Annotated in this window: 20 protein-coding genes; 13 read left to right on the forward strand and 7 right to left on the reverse strand. The window is 62.6% G+C overall.

The genetic code is table 11. The annotated features are described in order from the left end of the window. Positions 1-77: 77 nt before the first annotated feature. Genes HU767_RS04465 through HU767_RS04500 form a run of 8 tightly spaced genes read left to right on the forward strand, consistent with a single transcriptional unit; the run spans position 78 to position 6,070 of the window. A complete protein-coding gene (locus tag HU767_RS04465) occupies positions 78-833 on the forward strand; it encodes a heme ABC transporter permease (RefSeq protein WP_081352495.1) in 756 nt (251 codons plus the stop codon). Further along, positions 830-1,006: a heme exporter protein CcmD gene (gene ccmD, locus HU767_RS04470; protein WP_003199159.1), complete on the forward strand. Its 177-nt coding sequence runs from the start codon at positions 830-832 to the stop codon at positions 1,004-1,006. Before HU767_RS04465 ends, ccmD begins: the two co-directional genes overlap by 4 nt. After that, complete coding sequence (gene ccmE, locus HU767_RS04475; RefSeq protein WP_186704692.1) at positions 1,003-1,458, forward strand: cytochrome c maturation protein CcmE; 456 nt, start codon at positions 1,003-1,005, stop codon at positions 1,456-1,458. Before ccmD ends, ccmE begins: the two co-directional genes overlap by 4 nt. A gap of 3 nt (positions 1,459-1,461) precedes the next feature. Continuing rightward, on the forward strand, positions 1,462-3,450 hold the full coding sequence (locus HU767_RS04480; RefSeq protein ID WP_186728630.1) for a heme lyase CcmF/NrfE family subunit: 1,989 nt from the start codon (positions 1,462-1,464) through the stop codon (positions 3,448-3,450). Further along, a complete protein-coding gene (locus HU767_RS04485; RefSeq protein ID WP_186728631.1) occupies positions 3,447-3,983 on the forward strand; it encodes a DsbE family thiol:disulfide interchange protein in 537 nt (178 codons plus the stop codon). The genes HU767_RS04480 and HU767_RS04485 overlap by 4 nt, the downstream gene beginning before the upstream one ends. After that, a complete protein-coding gene (locus HU767_RS04490) occupies positions 3,980-4,453 on the forward strand; it encodes a cytochrome c-type biogenesis protein (RefSeq protein WP_186704695.1) in 474 nt (157 codons plus the stop codon). Before HU767_RS04485 ends, HU767_RS04490 begins: the two co-directional genes overlap by 4 nt. Then, on the forward strand, positions 4,446-5,648 hold the full coding sequence (gene ccmI, locus HU767_RS04495) for a c-type cytochrome biogenesis protein CcmI (RefSeq protein WP_186728632.1): 1,203 nt from the start codon (positions 4,446-4,448) through the stop codon (positions 5,646-5,648). The genes HU767_RS04490 and ccmI overlap by 8 nt, the downstream gene beginning before the upstream one ends. A gap of 14 nt (positions 5,649-5,662) precedes the next feature. Beyond that, positions 5,663-6,070 (forward strand): hypothetical protein, encoded by a 408-nt coding sequence (locus HU767_RS04500; protein WP_186728633.1) that lies wholly within the window; start codon positions 5,663-5,665, stop codon positions 6,068-6,070. 104 nt (positions 6,071-6,174) lie between these two features. On the opposite strand, the gene HU767_RS04505 is transcribed toward HU767_RS04500, so the two are convergent. Beyond that, the gene (locus tag HU767_RS04505; protein ID WP_186728634.1) at positions 6,175-6,396 is read right to left on the reverse strand and encodes a hypothetical protein; all 222 of its coding nucleotides are present in this window, start codon (positions 6,394-6,396) and stop codon (positions 6,175-6,177) included. A 118-nt stretch (positions 6,397-6,514) separates the two neighbouring features. On the opposite strand from HU767_RS04505, the gene HU767_RS04510 reads away from it, so the two are divergent. Then, a complete protein-coding gene (locus tag HU767_RS04510; protein ID WP_186728635.1) occupies positions 6,515-8,608 on the forward strand; it encodes an LTA synthase family protein in 2,094 nt (697 codons plus the stop codon). 63 nt (positions 8,609-8,671) lie between these two features. Here HU767_RS04510 and HU767_RS04515 read toward each other — a convergent pair whose 3' ends face one another. Next, positions 8,672-8,824 carry a DUF3309 family protein gene (locus tag HU767_RS04515; RefSeq protein ID WP_003183939.1) on the reverse strand — a complete coding sequence of 51 codons (153 nt, stop codon included), beginning with the start codon at positions 8,822-8,824 and terminating at the stop codon, positions 8,672-8,674. Positions 8,825-9,169: 345 nt separating this feature from the next. On the opposite strand from HU767_RS04515, the gene HU767_RS04520 reads away from it, so the two are divergent. The 3 genes from HU767_RS04520 (at position 9,170) to csrA (ending at position 10,727) form a co-directional block, all read left to right on the forward strand. Beyond that, the gene (locus HU767_RS04520; RefSeq protein WP_186704699.1) at positions 9,170-9,985 is read left to right on the forward strand and encodes an SDR family oxidoreductase; all 816 of its coding nucleotides are present in this window, start codon (positions 9,170-9,172) and stop codon (positions 9,983-9,985) included. 57 nt (positions 9,986-10,042) lie between these two features. Beyond that, on the forward strand, positions 10,043-10,375 hold the full coding sequence (locus HU767_RS04525; RefSeq protein WP_186728636.1) for a YnfA family protein: 333 nt from the start codon (positions 10,043-10,045) through the stop codon (positions 10,373-10,375). 151 nt (positions 10,376-10,526) lie between these two features. Then, positions 10,527-10,727: a carbon storage regulator CsrA gene (gene csrA / locus HU767_RS04530; protein ID WP_053120338.1), complete on the forward strand. Its 201-nt coding sequence runs from the start codon at positions 10,527-10,529 to the stop codon at positions 10,725-10,727. On the opposite strand, the gene HU767_RS04535 is transcribed toward csrA, so the two are convergent. From HU767_RS04535 to mnmC, 5 genes are all read right to left on the reverse strand, one after another. Next, entirely contained in the window at positions 10,716-10,943 is a 228-nt protein-coding gene (locus HU767_RS04535; RefSeq protein WP_003199186.1) for a YheU family protein, read from the reverse strand. The two genes, csrA and HU767_RS04535, sit on opposite strands and share 12 nt — an antisense overlap. A gap of 229 nt (positions 10,944-11,172) precedes the next feature. Further along, a complete protein-coding gene (locus tag HU767_RS04540; protein ID WP_162277323.1) occupies positions 11,173-12,360 on the reverse strand; it encodes an osmoprotectant NAGGN system M42 family peptidase in 1,188 nt (395 codons plus the stop codon). Positions 12,361-12,542: 182 nt separating this feature from the next. After that, positions 12,543-14,288, reverse strand: a complete 1,746-nt coding sequence (ngg, locus tag HU767_RS04545; protein WP_186704700.1) for an N-acetylglutaminylglutamine synthetase — start codon at positions 14,286-14,288, stop codon at positions 12,543-12,545. Positions 14,289-14,291: 3 nt separating this feature from the next. Then, on the reverse strand, positions 14,292-16,064 hold the full coding sequence (locus tag HU767_RS04550; protein ID WP_186728637.1) for an N-acetylglutaminylglutamine amidotransferase: 1,773 nt from the start codon (positions 16,062-16,064) through the stop codon (positions 14,292-14,294). A 423-nt stretch (positions 16,065-16,487) separates the two neighbouring features. After that, the gene (mnmC, locus tag HU767_RS04555) at positions 16,488-18,470 is read right to left on the reverse strand and encodes a bifunctional tRNA (5-methylaminomethyl-2-thiouridine)(34)-methyltransferase MnmD/FAD-dependent 5-carboxymethylaminomethyl-2-thiouridine(34) oxidoreductase MnmC (protein ID WP_186728638.1); all 1,983 of its coding nucleotides are present in this window, start codon (positions 18,468-18,470) and stop codon (positions 16,488-16,490) included. Between the two features lie 150 nt (positions 18,471-18,620). Here mnmC and pap point away from each other — a divergent pair, with 150 nt between their 5' ends. Beyond that, positions 18,621-20,135, forward strand: coding sequence for a polyphosphate:AMP phosphotransferase (pap, locus tag HU767_RS04560; protein ID WP_186704703.1), 1,515 nt, complete (start codon positions 18,621-18,623; stop codon positions 20,133-20,135). The last annotated feature ends 49 nt before the right edge of the window (positions 20,136-20,184 follow it).

Below are 20,184 nucleotides of genomic sequence, written 5' to 3' on the forward strand. Positions count from 1 at the left end.
AAATTGACCACTTCCCTGGAAGTAAAGGCAGCCCCGGCGGTTCGTGATGGCGAACCGCAACCGTGATGGAAACAGCAATGAACTGGACCTGGTTTCATAAGCTCGGCTCACCCAAGTGGTTCTACGGCATCAGCGGCAAACTGCTCCCCTGGTTGAGCCTCTTCGCGCTGCTATTGATGGGTTCTGGCGTGGTGTGGGGCCTGGCCTTCGCCCCGCCGGACTACCAGCAGGGCAACAGCTTTCGCATCATTTATATCCACGTGCCCACGGCCCTGCTGGCCCAGTCCATCTATGTGATGCTGGCGGTGTGCGGTGTGGTCGGGCTGGTGTGGAAGATGAAACTGGCCGACGTGGCGCTGCAATGCGCCGCCCCCATCGGCGCCTGGATGACCGCCGTGGCGCTGGTCACCGGGGCCATCTGGGGCAAGCCGACCTGGGGTTCGTGGTGGGTCTGGGATGCGCGGCTGACGTCGATGCTGATCCTGCTGTTCCTGTACTTCGGTCTTATTGCGCTGGGCAACGCCATCAGCAATCGTGACAGCGCGGCCAAGGCCTGCGCGGTGCTGGCGATTGTCGGCGTGATCAACATCCCGATCATCAAGTATTCGGTGGAGTGGTGGAACACCTTGCATCAGGGCGCGACCTTCACCCTGACCGAAAAACCGGCGATGCCCGTCGAAATGTGGCTGCCGCTGTTGCTGACGGTGCTGGGCTTCTACTGTTTCTTCGGCGCGGTGCTGTTGCTGCGCATGCGCCTGGAAGTGCTCAAGCGCGAGTCCCGGGCCAGTTGGGTGAAGGCCGAAGTACAGAACAGCCTGGAGGCCGCTCGATGAGTTTCGCTTCATTCGGCGATTTCCTCGCCATGGGCCATCATGGCCTATATGTCTGGTCAGCCTATGGCATTTGCCTGGTGGTGCTGGCCCTCAACGTGGCGGTGCCGATCCTGGCCCGCAAGCGGTATCTGCAACAAGAGGCGCGTCGTCTGCGCCGGGAGAACGGTCAGTGAATCCGCTGCGCAAAAAACGTCTTGTCATCATTCTGGCGATCCTGGTGGGTGTCGGTGCCGCGGTCGGCCTGGCTCTCAGCGCCTTGCAGCAGAACATCAACCTGTTCTACACCCCAACCCAGATCGCCAATGGCGAAGCGCCGAAAGACACACGCATCCGCGCCGGTGGCATGGTGGAGCAGGGCTCGCTGGTGCGTTCCGGGGATTCGCTGGACGTGAAATTCAATGTCACCGATTTCAGCAAGACCGTGACCATCACCTATCGCGGCATTCTCCCGGACCTGTTCCGCGAAGGGCAGGGCATCGTCGCCCTGGGCAAGCTCAACGCTGACGGCGTTGTGGTCGCCGATGAAGTGCTGGCCAAGCACGATGAGAAATACATGCCGCCGGAAGTGACCAAGGCCCTGAAAGACAGCGGCCAGTCGGCACCCGCGCCTGTGAAGGAGGGCTGACCGATGACGGCTGGTATCTTTATTCCCGAGTTGGGCCACCTGGCGATGATCCTGGCCCTGTGTTTCTCCCTGGTCCAGGCCGTGGTGCCCCTGCTCGGTGCCTGGCGTGGCGACCGGTTGTGGATGAGCCTGGCACAGCCGGCGGCATGGGGGCAGTTCGCGTTCATGCTGTTCGCCTTCGGTTGCCTGACCTACGCGTTCATGGCTGACGATTTCTCCGTGGAGTACGTCGCCAGCAACTCCAACAGCGCCTTGCCCTGGTATTACAAGTTCAGCGCGGTGTGGGGCGCCCACGAAGGGTCGCTGTTGCTCTGGGCTTTGATTCTCGCCGGATGGACCTTTGCGGTCTCGGTGTTCTCCCGGCAATTACCACGCGTGATGCTCGCCCGCGTACTGGCGATCATGGGCATGATCAGCACCGGTTTCCTGCTGTTCCTGATCGTCACGTCCAACCCGTTCGAGCGCATCCTGCCGCAGATGCCGATGGATGGCCGCGACCTCAATCCATTGCTGCAAGACATCGGCCTGATCGTTCACCCGCCGATGCTCTACATGGGTTACGTCGGTTTTTCCGTGGCCTTCGCCTTCGCCATCGCCGCGTTGCTCGGCGGGCGTCTCGATGCCGCCTGGGCGCGCTGGTCGCGCCCGTGGACCATCGTCGCCTGGGCCTTCCTCGGTGTCGGTATCACGTTGGGCTCCTGGTGGGCCTACTACGAGCTGGGCTGGGGCGGCTGGTGGTTCTGGGATCCGGTGGAAAACGCATCCTTCATGCCTTGGCTGGTGGGGACCGCGCTGATTCACTCCCTCGCCGTCACGGAAAAGCGCGGTGTGTTCAAGAGCTGGACCGTGCTGCTGGCCATCGCGGCGTTCTCGTTGAGCCTGTTGGGCACGTTCCTGGTGCGTTCCGGCGTGCTGACGTCGGTGCATGCCTTTGCCTCGGACCCTGAGCGCGGTGTGTTCATCCTGCTGTTCCTGCTGTTCGTCGTTGGCGGTTCGCTGACGCTGTTCGCCCTACGGGCGCCGGTGGTCAAGAGCCAGGTCGGCTTCAACCTCTGGTCGCGGGAAACCCTGTTGCTGGGCAACAACCTGGTGCTGGTGGTGGCGGCTTCGATGATCCTGCTGGGTACGTTGTACCCGCTGGTGCTCGATGCACTGTCCGGCGCCAAGCTGTCGGTGGGTCCGCCGTACTTCAATGCGTTGTTCATCCCGCTGATGGCGATCCTGATGGTGGTGATGGCCATCGGTATGCTGGTGCGCTGGAAAGACACCCCGGTCAAGTGGCTACTGGGCATGTTGACCCCGGTGCTGCTGGGCACGGCCGCCCTGGCCGTGGTGGCCGGCGTGGCCTACGGCGATTTCAACTGGGCGGTGCTGGCGACGTTCGTGCTGGCGGCCTGGGTGTTGCTGGCCGGCGTCCGGGACATCTTCGACAAGACCCGCCACAAAGGCCTGATCAAAGGCCTGCCATCCCTGACTCGCAGTTATTGGGGCATGCAGATCGCCCACCTGGGCATCGCCGTCTGCGCCTTGGGCGTGGTGTTGTCCAGCCAGAACAGTGCCGAGCGCGACCTGCGCCTGGCGCCGGGGGAGTCCATGGACCTGGGGGGCTATCAGTTCGTGTTCGAAGGCGCCAAGCATTTCGAAGGGCCGAACTTCACCTCTGACAAAGGCACTGTGCGGGTCATTCGCAACGGCCAGGAAATCACCGTGCTGCACCCGGAAAAACGCCTCTACACCGTGCAGAACTCGGTCATGACTGAAGCCGGGATCGATGCCGGGTTCACTCGCGATCTCTACGTGGCCCTGGGCGAGTCCCTGGGCGACGGCGCGTGGGCGGTGCGCGTTCATGTCAAGCCGTTCGTGCGCTGGATCTGGTTCGGTGGCTTGCTCACCGGCCTGGGCGGGATGCTGGCGGCGCTGGATCGGCGTTATCGAGTCAAGGTGAGAACCCGGGTGCGTGAAGCCCTGGGCGTGACGGGAGCCACTGCATGAAACGTTGGTTGATGCTGTTGCCGTTGGCGCTGTTCCTGTTGATGGCGGTGTTCTTGTACCGGGGGTTGTACCTGAACCCGAGCGAGTTGCCCTCGGCGATGATCGGCAAGCCATTCCCGGAGTTTTCCCTGCCTTCGGTGCAAGGCGACAAGACCCTGACCCGTGCCGACCTGCTGGGCAAGCCGGCGCTGGTCAACGTGTGGGGCACCTGGTGCATTTCCTGCCGGGTCGAGCACCCGGTGCTGAACAAGCTGGCCCAGAACGGCGTGGTGATCTACGGCGTCAATTACAAGGACGTCAACGCCGACGCCTTGAAGTGGCTGGCCGAGTTCCACAATCCGTATCAACTGGACATTCGTGATGAAGACGGCTCCCTGGGCCTGAACCTGGGCGTCTATGGCGCGCCGGAAACCTTCTTCATCGATGCCAAGGGCGTGATCCGCGACAAGTTCGTCGGCGTGATCGACGAACAGGTCTGGCGCGAGAAACTGGCCGCCAAATACCAGTCCCTGGTGGACGAGGCCAAGCCATGAAGCGCTGGTTAGCCGCCGCCATCCTGGGGTTGAGCCTGGTCGGTGTGGCCCAGGCGGCCATCGACACCTACGAATTCGCCAACGACGGCGAGCGCGAGCGGTTTCGCGAACTGACCAAGGAACTGCGCTGCCCCAAATGCCAGAACCAGGACATCGCCGACTCCAACGCCCCGATTGCCGCCGACCTGCGCAAGGAAATCTTCCGCATGCTCGGCGAGGGCAAGGACAACCAGCAGATCATCGACTTCATGGTCGATCGCTACGGTGAGTTCGTGCGCTACAACCCCGCCCTGTCCTCCAAGACCGCGGTGCTTTGGTTCGGCCCCGCCGGGCTGTTGCTCGGTGGTCTCGTGATCATCGCAGTCATCGTGCGCCGGCGCCGGGTCCAGCGCACGGCCGCACCGGACACGCTTTCTGTCGAAGAGCGCCAGCGCCTCGACCAACTGTTGGATAAAACCAAGCATGATTGATTTCTGGCTCGCCGCAGGTCTGCTTCTTCTGGTTGCCCTGAGTTTTCTGTTGATCCCTGTACTGCGTGGTCGTCGCGCTCAACGCGAAGAGGACCGCACCGCACTCAACGTGGCGCTGTATCAGGAGCGCGTGGCCGAACTGCAAGCCGAGCGGGAGGAGGGCGTGCTCAACGCCGCGCAACTGGACACCGGTCGTGCCGAAGCCGCCCGGGAGCTGCTCGCCGACACCGAGGGCGCCGATGCTCCGCGCGAATCCCGGCTAGGCAAACCGTTGCCGTTGCTCGCCGCCGTATTGGTGCCGGTGCTGGGCCTGGCGCTGTACATGCATTTCGGTGCCAGTGACAAGGTCGAGCTGACGCGCGAATTCGCCCAGGCGCCGCAGTCGATGGAAGAGATGACCCAGCGTCTGGAACGCGCGGTGGCGGCACAGCCAGACTCGGCCGAAGGCCTGTATTTCCTCGGGCGTACCTACATGGCCCAGGATCGGCCCGCGGATGCGGCGAAGATTTTCGAGCGCACCGTGGCGGTCGCCGGTCGCCAACCGGAACTGTTGGGCCAGTGGGCCCAGGCGCAGTATTTCGCCGATGGCAAGAAATGGTCGGATAAGGTCCAGGCCTTGACCGACGAAGCGCTCAAGCTCGATCCGAAGGAAGTCACCAGCCTCGGCCTGTTGGGCATCGCCGCGTTTGAAGGCGAACGCTATCAGGAGGCGATCGATTACTGGGGGCGCCTGCTCGCGCAACTGCCGGAAGGCGACAAATCCCGCGAGGCGCTGCAGGGCGGCATTACCCGGGCCACCGAGAAGCTGCAGGCCAGTGGTGGCAAAGTCGTCCAGGCCCCGCCGGCCAAGACCGGGGCAGTGCTCAAGGTTCGCGTCGACCTGGCGCCGGAGCTCAAGGCCAAGGTGCAGCCTGGCGACAGCGTGTTCATCTTTGCCCGCGCCGTGTCCGGCCCGCCGGCACCCCTGGCCGCCAAGCGCCTGACAGTGGCCGATCTGCCGGTCACGGTTGAACTGGGCGATGCAGACGCCATGATGCCCCAGTTGAAACTGTCGAACTTCCCCGAAGTCCAACTGATGGCGCGCGTCTCCCGGGCCGGCCAGCCGACCGCGGGTGAGTGGATCGGCCGCAGCCAGCCCCTGGCGAGCAGCACCACGGCGCAACAACAATTGACCATCGACAGCCCGGATAAATAACAGGAATTCGCACCATGACCGCCATCGCTCGTATCACCCTGCTCACGCTCGTCATGGGCCTGAGCGCTTGCGCGGTCCAGCGTCCGCCGGAGCCCTCGGCGCCACTGCCACCGATTCCACCGTCGACCCCGACCACCAAGCCGGCCCCGTCCACGCCTCCTGGCAAGCCAGTCATCCCGAACAAACCGGCCAAGCCGGTGCCACGTACCTCCGCCAGTTTCGCCCCGCCACCGGGTGGCAACAGCCATTGGGACGCCAAGCTGGGGGTCTATGTGCTGGATAACCAGACCAATACGTTCTACCGCCAGCGCACCTATTTCCGCTGGAACAACGGTTGGAGCCGTTCCGTCAGCCCGAACGGCCCGTGGGAAGAAACCACCATCGAAGGCGTGCCGGCGGGGCTGGGGCGCAAGTTCCACTGAAAGTGATCGTTTCACACTGATCTGGAAGTGATCGGCAACCCTGTGGCGAGGGAGCTTGCTCCCGCTGGGCTGAGAAGCAGCCCCAATCCAGCCACCGCGGTCTGTCAGGCATATTTCGCTATCCAGATTTTACGACTGCTGCGCAGCCGAGCGGGAGCAAGCTCCCTCGCCACAATCAAGTCCTCCACCACAATGGCGTTCGGCACAACCGTGCAGTAGGCCGGGCTTTTTGTGTTTCCGAATATTCTTTGAACGAAATTTTCACCAAATCTTGCGGACAATCCCCCGCGCTCATATCGCCGCCGGTTATTTAATGGCAATGCCATAGCCGTTCGTGCAACATTTGCGCACTCGCGCAAGCCCCGGGGCCAGGCTTTGGCCAACAGAGGGCGCGCCGTTGTTTCTTTTTTTGACACTCCAACTCCAATAGGGTCCTTAAACGACATGGCAATCCCGGACGCCCTGAGTCAGCAGCGCACCACGCATCGCCTGCTGCAACCGACCGTCAAATCGCACCTGGCCTACACGTTGCTTTGCGCCCTGGTAATGATGGTCATGCTGAGCCTGCTGCGCGTGGCGCTGCTGGTCTACAACCGCGAGATGATCCTCGACACCCCGGCCTCGACCTTCGTTGAAGCGTTTTTCAATGGCCTGCGCTTTGACTTGCGCCTGGTGGTCTACCTCAGCATCCCGTTGCTGCTGGCATTGTTCAGCGCAAGGGCCATGGCCGCCCGTGGCTTCTTTCGTTTCTGGCTGACCATTACCTCCAGTGTTGCGCTGTTCCTCGGCTTGATGGAGATGGACTTCTACCGTGAATTCCACCAGCGCCTCAACGGCCTGGTCTTCCAGTATGTGAAGGAAGACCCGAAAACCGTGATGAGCATGCTCTGGTACGGTTTCCCGGTAGTGCGCTACCTGCTGGCCTGGGTGGGCGGCACCCTTATCCTGAGCCTGGCGTTCAAGGGCGCCGACCATGCCACCCGCCCGCGTGGGCCGTTCAGCGGCGGCAGCATCGGCACGCGTCAGCTCGCCCCGTGGTACGGACGTGTCGCGGTGTTCATGGTTTGCCTGCTGGTGGCCGTGGCCGCTGCGCGCGGTACCCTGCGCCAAGGTCCGCCATTGCGTTGGGGCGACGTCTACACCACCGATTCGAACTTCGCCAACCAGTTGGGCCTCAATGGCACCTTGTCATTGGTGGCGGCGGCCAAGAGCCGGCTGTCCGAAGATCGTGACAACATCTGGAAAGCTACCCTGGCGCAACCGCTGGCACAGCAGACCGTGCGCGACATGCTGGTGATGCCTGACGACAAACTCGTGGACACCGAGACAGCCGCCGTGCGCCGCGACTACACGCCGCCAGCGGACAAGACCCTGCCGATCAAGAACGTGGTCGTGATCCTCATGGAGAGCATGGCCGGTCACTCGGTGGGCGCCCTGGGCGCGCCGGGCAACATCACGCCTTACCTGGACAAACTGTCCAAGGAAGGCCTGTTGTTCGACCGTTTTTTCTCCAATGGCACCCACACCCACCAAGGCATGTTCGCCACCATGGCGTGCTTCCCGAACCTGCCGGGTTTCGAATACCTGATGCAGACGCCGGAGGGCAGCCACAAGCTGTCGGGCCTGCCGCAACTGCTCAGCGCCCGCAACTATGACGATGTGTATGTCTACAACGGCGATTTTGCCTGGGACAACCAGTCGGGTTTCTTCAGCAGCCAAGGCATGACCACGTTCATCGGGCGTAACGACTTCGTGAACCCGGTGTTCTCCGACCCGACCTGGGGCGTGTCCGACCAGGACATGTTCGACCGGGGCCTGATCGAACTCAAGGCGCGGGAAAACGGCAAGCCGTTCTATGCGTTGCTGCAGACTCTGTCCAACCATACGCCTTATGCGCTGCCGACGCCGTTGCCGGTGGAGCCGGTCACTGACCGTGGCCGCCTGAACGAACACCTGACCGCCATGCGTTACGCCGATTGGGCGCTGGGCCAGTTCTTCGAGAAGGCCCGCAAGGAACCTTACTTCAAGGAAACCCTGTTCGTCGTGGTCGGTGACCATGGCTTCGGCAACGAGCGCCAGATCACCGAGATGGACCTGGGCCGCTTCAATGTGCCGATGCTGCTGATCGGGCCGGGCGTCCAGGAGAAATTCGGCCAGCGCAACCACACCATTGGCACCCAGGTCGATATCGTCCCGACCATCATGGGCCGGCTTGGCGGGGAAGTGCGCAACCAGTGCTGGGGCCGCGACCTGTTGAATCTGCCGCCAGGCGACACCGGTTTTGGCGTGATCAAACCGTCGGGTAGTGATCAGACCACCGCACTTATCCACGACGACAAGATCCTGGTGTTGCCAGAGGAAAAGGCAATGGCACCGAAACTGTTCCGTTATCAACTGGGCGCCAATCCACATGCAGAGGTCATCCCGGATGCACCGGAGACGGCTGAGATGAAACTCAAGCTCGAGTCGTTCCTGCAAACCGCGACCAAGAGCCTGCTGGATAACACCGCCGGCGTGATTGACGGCAAGCCGGACTGAGAAACGACGAGCATAAAAAAGAGGCCTGCAGAGGCCTCTTTTTTTTTGCGCTTACTTAGTGGTTTATATCTTGCCCAGTAATAGCAGGACCAACAGCACCACCAACACTACACCGATGATACCGGACGGACCGTAGCCCCAACTTCTGGAGTGCGGGAAGACCGGAAGACCACCGATCAGCAGGAGGATCAGAATAATGATAAGTATTGTGCCCATTGTAGATTTCCTTATTGGTCAGTTTTGGATTGATGCAACTTCCAACTACCAGCACGCATGCGTTAAATCCGGGCGGCTTAATAAGTCCGACCGTAACGTCCTGTAAAAAATTCAAAGTTTTTGTAGGCGCCGGTAGGAGCTGGTAGGAGCTGTGTAGGAGCTGTCGAGTGAAACGAGGCTGCGATCTTTCCCCAGACACTTGAATCCCAAGCGAAAGATCAAAAGATCGCAAGCTTCGCCAGCTCCTACAGTTTGCCCTCGCCATTCAGCAATCTGATGGAGCGTGGGTCTGGCAGGCGCCTTCGCTACACTCGGCCTATCTCTCCCGGAACAAGGCTGTTTGCTATGCAAAATCGCATGATGATCACTGGGGCCGGCTCCGGCCTGGGTCGCGAAATCGCGCTGCGCTGGGCTCGTGAAGGCTGGCGCCTGGCCTTGTCGGATGTCAGCGAGCCAGGCCTGGTGGAAACTCTGAAATTGGTGCGCGCTGCCGGTGGTGAAGGCTTCATCCAGCGTTGCGATGTGCGCGACTACAGCCAATTGACGGCGTTCGCCCAGGCTTGCGAAGAAAAGCTCGGCGGTATCGATATCATCGTCAACAACGCAGGCGTAGCTTCGGGCGGGTTCTTCAGCGAACTGTCCCTGGAAGATTGGGACTGGCAGATCGCGATCAACCTGATGGGCGTCGTCAAGGGCTGCAAGGCTTTCCTGCCATTGCTGGAAAAGAGCCGCGGCAAGATCATCAACATCGCCTCCATGGCGGCCTTGATGCAGGGGCCAGCCATGAGCAACTACAACGTGGCCAAGGCAGGCGTCGTGGCGTTATCGGAGAGCCTGCTGGTAGAGTTGGCGCAGCAGGAAGTCGGCGTCCACGTGGTGTGCCCGTCGTTTTTCCAGACCAATCTGCTGGACTCCTTCCGCGGGCCGACCCCAGCCATGAAGGCTCAGGTCGGCAAGTTGCTGGAAAGCTCACCGATCAGCGCCGCTGACATTGCCGACTACATCTACCAGCAAGTGGCCCAAGGGCAGTTCATGATCCTGCCCCATGAACAGGGGCGCATGGCCTGGGCGCTCAAGCAGAAGAACCCACAGTTGCTTTACGACGAAATGACCGCCATGGCCGACAAGATGCGCGCCAAGGCCCGCCAGAACCTGAATTGACCTGGCTGCGCGATGTCCTCAGGATGGCGCCATTCGGCCCTCTTGATGGACATCTGCATGCTCAACTACCTGTGGTTCTTTCTCGCCGCGCTGTTTGAAATCGCCGGTTGCTACGCCTTCTGGATGTGGCTGCGCCAGGGCAAGAGCGCCTGGTGGATCGCCCCGGCGCTGCTCAGCCTGACCTTGTTCGCGCTGTTGCTGACCCGCATCGAAGCGACCTACGCCGGGCGCGCCTACGCCGCTTATGGCGGTATCTATATCATTGCCTCGATCGGCTGGCTGGCCGTGGTGGAGCGGGTCCGGCCACTGAGTTCCGACTGGATTGGCGTGGCGCTCTGCGTGTTGGGGGCGAGCGTGATTCTATTCGGCCCACGGCTCTCAGCTTCCTGAAATAACCTACGGTTCGCCAGGTTTTTGCAGGACGTTTCCTTCAGTCGCAAGAACTTTGCTTGTAGGGCCTTACTGAATTCTCGCTGGTGTCTTGAGAACGGAAAGCAGGCCGGGCATGGTCAGGGTCCAGACATTCTTAAGGACAAGAACCATGCTCGTATTAAGCCGTGCTGTGGGCGAGTTGATTTCCATCGGTGACGATATTTCCGTCCGGGTGCTGTCGGTCAGTGGCACCACCGTGCGTTTTGGCGTCGAAGCGCCACGGCACGTCGATGTCCATCGCTCCGAAATCTATGAAAAGATCCAGAGGAAAAAGGCTAACGCCGCCCGCAAGGCCTGTTCAGTCGAATAGGTGCTTGGGCACGTCGTGCTTGAGCATCAGTTGGCACTGTTCGCTTTCCGGGTCGAAGACAATCAAGGCCTGGCCTTTGGTCAGGGCTTGCCGGACCCGCAGCACCCGCGTCTCCAGGGGCGTGTCGTCACCGTTGTCGGTGCCGTCGCGGGTCACGAAATCTTCGATCAGGCGAGTGAGCGTGTCGACTTCGAGTTGGTCGTGGGGGATGAGCATGGGGGACCTCGGCTAGACAATAGGGCGATGCTACGGCCAATGGGCTTTTGCGGCTAGCCTGGGTTTTGACCATTGCGAATCCTTGTGGGAGCGGGCTTGCTCGCGAAAGCGGTGGGTCGGCTAGCATAGAGTTTGAATGTACCGCCGCCTTCGCGAGCAAGCCCGCTCCCACAATTTGATTTGTGTAGACTCCGAAAGCGTCATGTGTCAGCCGACATCGCGAGCTGGATCAGCTGTCCGACCGCTGCCCCACCAGGCTGTCCACCGACGGCACCCGGGTATCGCTTTCCATCTGGGCATCGTGCTCGATCTGGTGGCTGAAGCGATCCAGGGAGCCTTGGGCCGGTTGCGCGTCGCTGGCGAACACCGGTGGGCTGAGGATGTAGGCGCCGAGCAGGCGGCTGAGGGCGGCCAGGCTGTCGATGTGGGTGCGTTCGTAGCCATGGGTGGCGTCGCAGCCGAAGGCGAGCAGGGCGGTACGGATATCGTGGCCAGCGGTGATGGCCGAATGAGCGTCGCTGAAGTAATAGCGGAACAGGTCGCGGCGTGCCGAGATGTCGTTCTCCTTGGCCAGTTTCAGCAAATGCCGCGACAGATGATAGTCGTAAGGGCCTCCGGAGTCCTGCATCGCCACGCTGACCGAATGTTCGCTCGAGTGCTGGCCAGGGGCGACGGGCGCGATGTCTATACCGACGAATTCGCTGACGTCCCAGGGCAGTGCGGCCGCTGCGCCGCTGCCGGTTTCCTCAGTGATGGTGAACAGGGGGTGACAGTCGATCAGCAGTTCCTCGCCACTGTCGACAATCGCCTTGAGCGCCGCCAGCAGTGCCGCGACCCCGGCCTTGTCGTCCAAGTGCCGGGCGCTGATGTGACCGCTTTCGGTGAATTCCGGCAAGGGGTCGAAGGCCACGTAATCGCCGATGCCCACGCCCAGGGTTTCGCAATCGGCGCGGGTGGCGCAATAGGCGTCCAGGCGCAATTCGATGTGGTCCCAACTGATGGGCATTTCATCCACGGCGGTGTTGAACGCGTGACCGGATGCCATCAATGGCAGCACGCTGCCACGAATCACGCCGGTGTCGGTGAACAAGCTGACCCGGCTGCCTTCGGCAAACCGGCTGGACCAGCATCCCACCGGAGCCAGGGTCAGGCGACCGTTGTCCTTGATGGCCCGCACCGAGGCACCGATGGTATCCAGATGCGCCGACACGGCCCGGTCGGGGCTGCTCTTGCGGCCCTTGAGCGTGGCGCGGATCGTGCCACGACGGGTCATTTCGAAGGCGATACCCAACTCTTCGAGCCGCTCGGCGACGTAGCGCACGATGGTGTCGGTGAAGCCGGTCGGGCTGGGAATGGCGAGCATTTCCAGCAGGACCTTTTGCAGGTATTCGAGATCCGGTTCGGGAATTTTGCTGATCATGGAAACTCCTCTCGGAACATTCAGTTGAAGTAGGGGAACCCTGTGGCGAGGGAGCTTGCTCCCGCTGGACCGCGAAGCGGTCCCTTTGAGCTCCAGGTCGATGCACAAACCCGGATGGCTACGCAGAGGGGCCGCTTCGCAGCCCAGCGGGAGCAAGCTCCCTCGCCACGGAAGAAGGGCTAAGCCACCGTCTGGCTATGAGGAAACAACAGATCCACAAAACGCTCGGCGGTGGGCTGGGGTTCGTGGTTGGCTAAACCTGCGCGTTCGTTGGCTTCGATGAACACATACTCGGGTTGATCGGCCGCCGGCACCAGCAGGTCAAGGCCGACCATGGGGATGTCCAGCGCCCGCGCGGCACGCACTGCCGCATCGGCAAGGGTCGGATGCAGGATACCGGTGACATCTTCCAGGACGCCGCCGGTATGAAGGTTCGCTGTACGGCGTACGAACAGGTGCTCTCCGGCCGGCAGGACGCTGTCGTAGTCGTACCCCGCCGCATTGAGGGTGCGCAGGGTCTCGGCGTCCATCGGTATCTTGCTTTCACCCCCCGTAGCGGCCTGCCGTCGGCGGCTCTGGGCTTCGATCAGGGCACCGATGGTGTGCCGGCCGTCGCCGATCACCTCCGCCGGGCGCCGGATCGCCGCGGCCACCACTTCAAAGCCGATCACCAGGATGCGCAGGTCCAGCCCTTCGTGGAAGCTCTCCAGCAGCACCCGGCTATCGAACTGCCGAGCCGCTTCAATGGCGCTCTGCACCTCCTCGATGGTGCGCAGGTCCACCGCCACGCCTTGGCCCTGTTCACCGTCCAGCGGCTTGACCACCACCCGTTCGTGCTCATCGAGAAACGCCAGGTTGTCATCGGCGTTCCCCACCAGCTGTTGCGCCGGCAGGTTCAGGCCGGCGTTTTTCAGCACCTTGTGGGTCAGGCTTTTGTTCTGGCACAGGGTCATGCTGATGGCGCTGGTCAGGTCGCTCAGGGACTCGCGGCAGCGCACCCGGCGGCTGCCGTGGACCAGGGTGAACAAGCCGGCCTCGGCATCGTCCACCTGCACTTCGATGCCGCGCCGGTGAGCTTCTTCGACGATGATCCGCGCATACGGATTGAACTCCGCCTCGGGGCCGGGCCCAAGGAACAACGGCTGGTTGATGCCGTTCTTGCGCTTGATGGCGAAGGTCGAGAGGTTGCGAAAGCCGAGTTTGGCGTAGAGATTTTTTGCCTGGCGATTGTCGTGCAGCACCGACAGGTCGAGGTAGCTCAAGCCACGGCTCATGAAATGCTCGATAAGGTGACGCACCAGCACTTCGCCGACACCGGGTCGCGGGCATTGCGGATCGACGGCCAGGCACCAGAGGCTGCTGCCGTTTTCCGGGTCGTTGAAGGCCTTCTGATGATTCAGGCCCATGACGCTGCCGATCACCGCACCGGTATCGTCGTCTTCAGCCAGCCAGTACACCGGTCCGCCTTCGTGACGCGGGGTCAGTCGCAGCGGGTCGATGGGCAGCATGCCCCGGGCCTGGTAGAGCTGGTTGATGGCCTGCCAGTCGGTCTCGCTCTGGGCGCGGCGAATGCGGAAGCCGCGAAACACCCGGGTGGACTGGCGATAGTCGCTGAACCACAGGCGCAAGGTGTCGGACGGATCGAGGAACAATTGCGCCGGTTCCAGCCCCAGCACCTGCTGGGGCGCGGCCACGTACAAGGCAATGTCGCGTTCGCCGGGTTGTTCGTTGAGCAGTTCCCGGGCCAGGCACGCCGCGTCCGGGAAGGTGTGGCCGATCAGCAGTCGGCCCCAGCCGCAATGCACCGCGATCGGGTCGGCGCCCAATTCGCTGCCGTCTTCGGCCAGGCGTGCCTGCAGGCGTTCATAGGAGGGCGCCTGGCCGCGCAAGAGGCGTTGGTTGTGAACAGTTGCGTGAGGTTTCATCGATCAGATTCCTTGCTCGCTGAGCCACAGGTTCAGCGCCGCCAGTTGCCATAGTCGCGAACCGCGCAACGGCGTGAGTTGCCCGTTGGGGTCGGTGAGCAGGCGGTCGAGCATGGCTGGGTTGAACAGGCCGCGATCCTGGCTCGGATCCAGCAGCAGTTCGCGAACCCAGGCCAGGGTGTCGCCTTCCAGGTGCTTGAGGCCCGGCACCGGGAAATAGCCTTTCTTGCGGTCGATCACTTCGCTGGGAATCACCCGTCGGGCGGCTTCCTTGAGCACCTGCTTGCCGCCATCGGGCAACTTGAATTTCGCCGGGACCCGGGCCGAGAGTTCCACCAGGCGATAGTCGAGGAACGGTGTGCGCGCTTCCAGGCCCCAGGCCATGGTCATGTTGTCGACGCGCTTGACCGGGTCGTCCACCAGCATCACGGTGCTGTCCAGGCGCAGGGCCTTGTCCACCGCGGCATCGGCGCCGGGTTGGGCGAAATGCTCCTTGACGAAGTCCCCGGCCGCGTCGTTGGCCGTCAACCAGTTGGGCTGCACAGTGGCGGCGTATTCTGCGTAACTGCGGTCGAAGAATGCCGCGCGATAGGCGGCGTACGGATCGCTGGCGCCATCGACCTGCGGGTACCAGTGATAACCGGCGAACAGCTCATCCGCGCCTTGGCCGCTTTGCACCACTTTGCAATGCTTGGCGACTTCCCGCGACAGTAGGTAGAAGGCGATGCAGTCGTGGCTGACCATCGGCTCGCTCATGGCGCGGAACGCGGCGGGCAGTTGCTCGATGATCTCTTTTTCGTCGATGCGCAGTTGGTGGTGGCGAGTGCCGTAGTGCTTGGCGATCAGGTCCGAATATTGGAATTCGTCACCGCGCTCGCCGCCGGCATCCTGGAAACCGATGGAGAATGTCGACAAGTCCTCGACGCCGACTTCCCGCAGCAGGCCCACCAACATACTTGAGTCGACGCCGCCGGACAGCAGCACGCCGACGTCGACGGCGGCGCGCTGGCGAATGGCAACCGCTTCGCGGGTGCCGTCGAGAACGCGATCGATCCAGTCTTCCAGATTCAGGTGCTGTTCGTCGGCGCGAGGGCCGTAGGGCAGGGTCCACCAGGTTTTCTGCTCGGTGGTGCCGTCGGCTTCGATGCGCATCCAGGTGGCGGGCGGCAGTTTTTCAACACCGGCCAGCAAGGTGCGGGGCGCCGGGACCACCGCGTGGAAATTCAGGTAATGGTTGAGGGCCACCGGATCGAGCATCGGATTGATGTCGCCGCCCTTGAGCAGCGCCGGCAATGCTGAGGCGAAGCGCAGGCGCTGGCCGGTGCGCGACAGGTACAGCGGCTTGACGCCGAGGCGGTCGCGGGCGATGAACAGCCGCTTGGCATCACGCTCCCAAATGGCGAAGGCGAACATGCCGTTGAGTTTGGGCAGCAGCGCTTCGCCCCAGGCGTGGTAACCCTTGAGCAGCACTTCGGTGTCGCCACCGGAATAGAAGGTGTAGCCCAGGCCTTCCAGCTCGGTGCGAAGCTCCGGGTAGTTGTAGATTGCGCCGTTGAAGGCCAGCGACAGGCCCAATTGATTGTCGATCATCGGCTGGGCCGAGCCGTCCGACAGGTCCATGATTTTCAGGCGTCGGTGGCCGAGGGCAATCGGTCCCTGGCTATGAAAACCCCAGGCATCAGGGCCGCGAGGGGCCAGGTGATGGGTGATTCGCTCTACGGCCGCAAGGTCCGCAGGTTGTTGATCGAAACGTAACTCTCCAGCTAATCCGCACATAAGTCCTTACCGGTGTTTCCGTTGGGGAGGGGTCAAGCAGCACGCGCCGAAAGGGCGGGTACTCTGAAACTGACCGGAGGGATTGCTGTGAGTTTTAGATCGATGCGTTATAAGCCGGCGGGGTGGGGCCCGTTTGGTCTGCTGCATGACTGAAGAGTAGAGCGAAACCTGTGGGAGCGAGCCTGCTCGCGATTGCGGTAGATCAGTTGGTATCTAAGCGACTGACACACCGCAATCGCGAGCAGGCTCGCTCCCACAGTTGATTTTCATCGACCGCAGAAATGATGCGTCTGGCACAGGCTCTTTGTGGGAGTGGGCTTGCTCGCGATGGCGGTGGATCAGTCGGCATCTTAGTTGGCTGACACATCGCTATCGCGAGCAAGCTCAGCTCCCACAGGATTTGTGGCGGGTCATCCATCTGTGTCAGGTCTTGCCCCGAATCAAGGCCCGCAACGCGAACCGGTTCGGATGGCAGGCCTCGGCCACGCTGCGGGGCAGCGGCAGGGGTTCGTTGTCCAGCCAGGCGGCGATCAGTTCGCCCGACAGGGGCGCGGTGATCAGGCCGCGGGAACCGTGGCCGCTGTTGATGTACAGGCCATCGAGCCATGGGCAGGGGGCGTCCGGCACTTGGCGCGCATCTTTGCCCAGGGCAGCGTAGGCCTCGGTGAAGGCCTGGCGCCCGGCCAGCGGTCCGACAATCGGCAGGTAATCGGGGCTGGTGCAACGAAACGCCGCGCGGCCTTCGAGGTGGTGCGGGTCCAGGGTGCCAGCATCCAGGCGCTCCACCAGGTCGTGGGAGATCTCTTCGAGCATCTGCAGATTGCCGGCATGCTCGGCAGCGGTGGGGGTCAGGTCGTCGCTGTTGAAATCGAAACTGGCGCCCAGGGTATGTTCGCCCAGCCGCGGCGGCGCCACATATCCTTCGGCGCAGACCACCGTCGCCAGGCTCTGGCTGCGGCGGGTTTGCGGCAACCGCGTGATCTGCCCGCGAATGCGCTTGAGCGGCAAACCAGCGGCAGGTTCGAAGCGTTTGATCTCGGCAGCGCTGGCGAGGATCACCACTGGCGCACTGGCCAGGCAGCGTTCGCCGTCCCATGCCGACCATTGGCCGTCGACTCGGCGCAGGTGCAGCACGTCATGATGGGGTCGCACATCAATTGCCGGCCCCGAGGCTTGCCAGCGACACAGCGCCGGCGGATGCACCCAACCGCCTTCGGGATAAAACAAGCCGCCACAGGCCAGGCCGATGCCGGCGCGAACCTGGGCCTCGGACTGATCCAGTGAATGCAGCAAGTCCGCTGGGAACGCCTCGGCCAGTTGCGCCTGGCGCTCGGCTTCCTTGCTGTTGAAGGCCAGTTGCAAGACGCCGCAGGCATCCCAGTCAACGCCGCGTTGCAGTTGCTCCAGCACGCGTCGGGTGTAGCCGAAGCCGCTGAGGATCATCTGCGACAACGCCGTGCCATGGGCCGACAATTTGAGGTACAGCACGCCTTGGGGATTGCCGGACGCTTCCTCGGCCAACCCGGCATGACGCTCCAGCAGCGTCACCTGCCAACCACGGGCGGCGAGGCTCGCCGCGCTGGCGCAACCGGCCAGGCCACCGCCGATGACCAAGGCCCGACGCTCGCCGGTGGGCGGCAAGGGGCGGGCGTACCAGGGTTTTGCCAGGGACGGCGCGGGTGTCTGCTCGGGCCAGCCAAGAAACACGCCGCGCAGGATTTCCCATTTATGGCCAATGCCGGGCGTGCGCTTCATCTTGAAGCCCGCCGCGTTCAGCAACCGCCGAACCCAACCGGTGCTGGTGAAGGTACTGAGGGTAGCGCCGGGTGCGGCCAGCCGGGCCAGTTCGGCGAACAGCTCGGCGGTCCACATCTCGGGGTTCCTGGCTGGGGCAAAGCCGTCGAGGAACCAGGCATCGATCTGCCCGTCCAACTGCGGCAACTGCTCCAGGGCATCGCCGATCAACAAGGTCAGCGTCACCCGGCCATTGGCCAGGACCAAGCGCTGGAAACCCTGGTGGATCGCCACGTACTGCTCAAGCAATTGTTCCGCTTGAAGGCTCAGTTGCGGCCACAGGGCAAGGGCCCGGCGCAAGTCTTCGGGGCTCAAGGGATACTTCTCGACGCTGACGAAGTGCAGCCGAGCGCCTGCTGGCGCGCACTGTTCGAACAATTGCCAGGCGCAGAGAAAATTCAAGCCGGTGCCAAACCCGGTTTCGCCGATCACCAGCCGCCCGCCAGCGGCCAGCGCAGCGAAGCGCTCGGCCAGGTTGTTCTGCTCGAGGAACACATAACGGGTTTCATCCAGGCCCGACTGATCGGAAAAATACACATCGTCGAACACCCGCGAACGCGGGCGCCCCTGATCATCCCAGTCGAGCTGGGCGTGTTGCTGGATGGGCGTCATGGCAGGCTCGGTCAAAACTGAGCGGCCATTCTAGCCGATCGGTATCGGCTTGCTTGACCCATCGCAACAGAGCGCGCATCTGAATGGAATCTGCTGCACAGGGCCGCATCCAATCCGCTAGTCTTGAGCCATCCCCGGAAGGAGCTGCCCATGTTTGAATCCGCTGAAATCGGCCATGTGATCGATAAAGACACCTTTGAGGCCGAGGTGCCCGCCCTGCGTGAAGCGCTGTTGGAGGCGCAGTTCGAGTTGCAGCAGCAGGGCCGGTTTCCGGTCATCGTGTTGATCAATGGCATCGAAGGCGCGGGCAAGGGCGAGACGGTGAAGTTGCTCAATGAATGGATGGACCCACGGCTGATCGAAGTGCGCACCTTCGACCAGCAGACTGACGAGGAATTGGCGCGGCCTCCCGCGTGGCGCTATTGGCGGATGCTGCCGGCCAAGGGGCGCATGGGGATTTTCTTCGGCAACTGGTACAGCCAGATGCTCCAGGGCCGGGTCCATGGCGAATTCAAGGACCCACGACTCGACCAGGCGATCGCCGGTGCCGAGCGCCTGGAAAAAATGCTCTGCGATGAAGGCGCGCTGATCTTCAAGTTCTGGTTCCACCTCTCCAAGAAGCAGATGAAGGCCCGGCTCAAGGGGCTCAAGGATGATCCGCTGCACAGTTGGCGCATCAGCCCGCTGGATTGGCAGCAATCCCAGACCTACGACAAGTTCGTCAAATACGGTGAGCGGGTGCTGCGCCGCACCAGCCGCGACTATGCGCCGTGGCACGTGATCGAAGGCATGGACAGCTGTTATCGCAGCCTCACCGTCGGGCGGATCCTGCTCGACGGTTTGCGCCAGGCCTTGGACCGGTCGAAAATCAAGCCGCAAAAGGTCAGCGTGGCGCCGCTGCCCGAGCTGGACGGCCAGGTCACGCTGCTCGACAGCCTGGACATGACCCGGCGCCTGGACAAGGCCGACTACGAAGAACAACTGATCACCGAGCAGGCGCGGTTCGCCGGCCTGCTGCGGGACAAACGCATGCGCCAACATGCCCTGGTGGCGGTGTTCGAAGGCAATGACGCGGCGGGCAAGGGTGGGGCGATCCGGCGGGTCGCGGCGGCCCTGGACCCACGCCAATACAGCATCGTGCCGATTGCCGCGCCCACGGAAGAAGAGCGCGCCCACCCCTACATGTGGCGGTTCTGGCGGCATATCCCCGCGCGCGGCAAGTTCACCATGTTCGACCGCTCCTGGTACGGCCGGGTGCTGGTGGAGCGGGTCGAAGGTTTTTGCAGCCAAGCCGACTGGCTGCGGGCCTACGGGGAAATCAACGACTTCGAGGAGCAGATCGCCGACGCCGGTGTGGTGGTGGTCAAGTTCTGGCTGGCCATCGACAAGGAAACCCAGCTGGAGCGGTTCCAGGAGCGCGAGGAAATCCCGTTCAAGCGTTTCAAGATCACCGAGGATGACTGGCGCAACCGCGACAAGTGGGACGCCTACCGCGCCGCAGTGTGCGACATGGTCGACCGCACCAGCACCGAGATTTCCCCCTGGACCTTGGTGGAGGCCAACGACAAGCGCTGGGCGCGGGTCAAGGTACTGCGCACCCTTAACCAGGCATTGGAGGCGGCTTTCGAGCGCAGCGCAAAACAGGCTCGCAAGAAGAAGCGCTAGGGCGATGGGTACGCATACGCGAGGTGAATGATTGTCGCGGTCGGTTATC

This window comes from Pseudomonas sp. SWRI179 (assembly GCF_014268705.1).
GTDB lineage: Bacteria > Pseudomonadota > Gammaproteobacteria > Pseudomonadales > Pseudomonadaceae > Aquipseudomonas > Aquipseudomonas zanjanensis.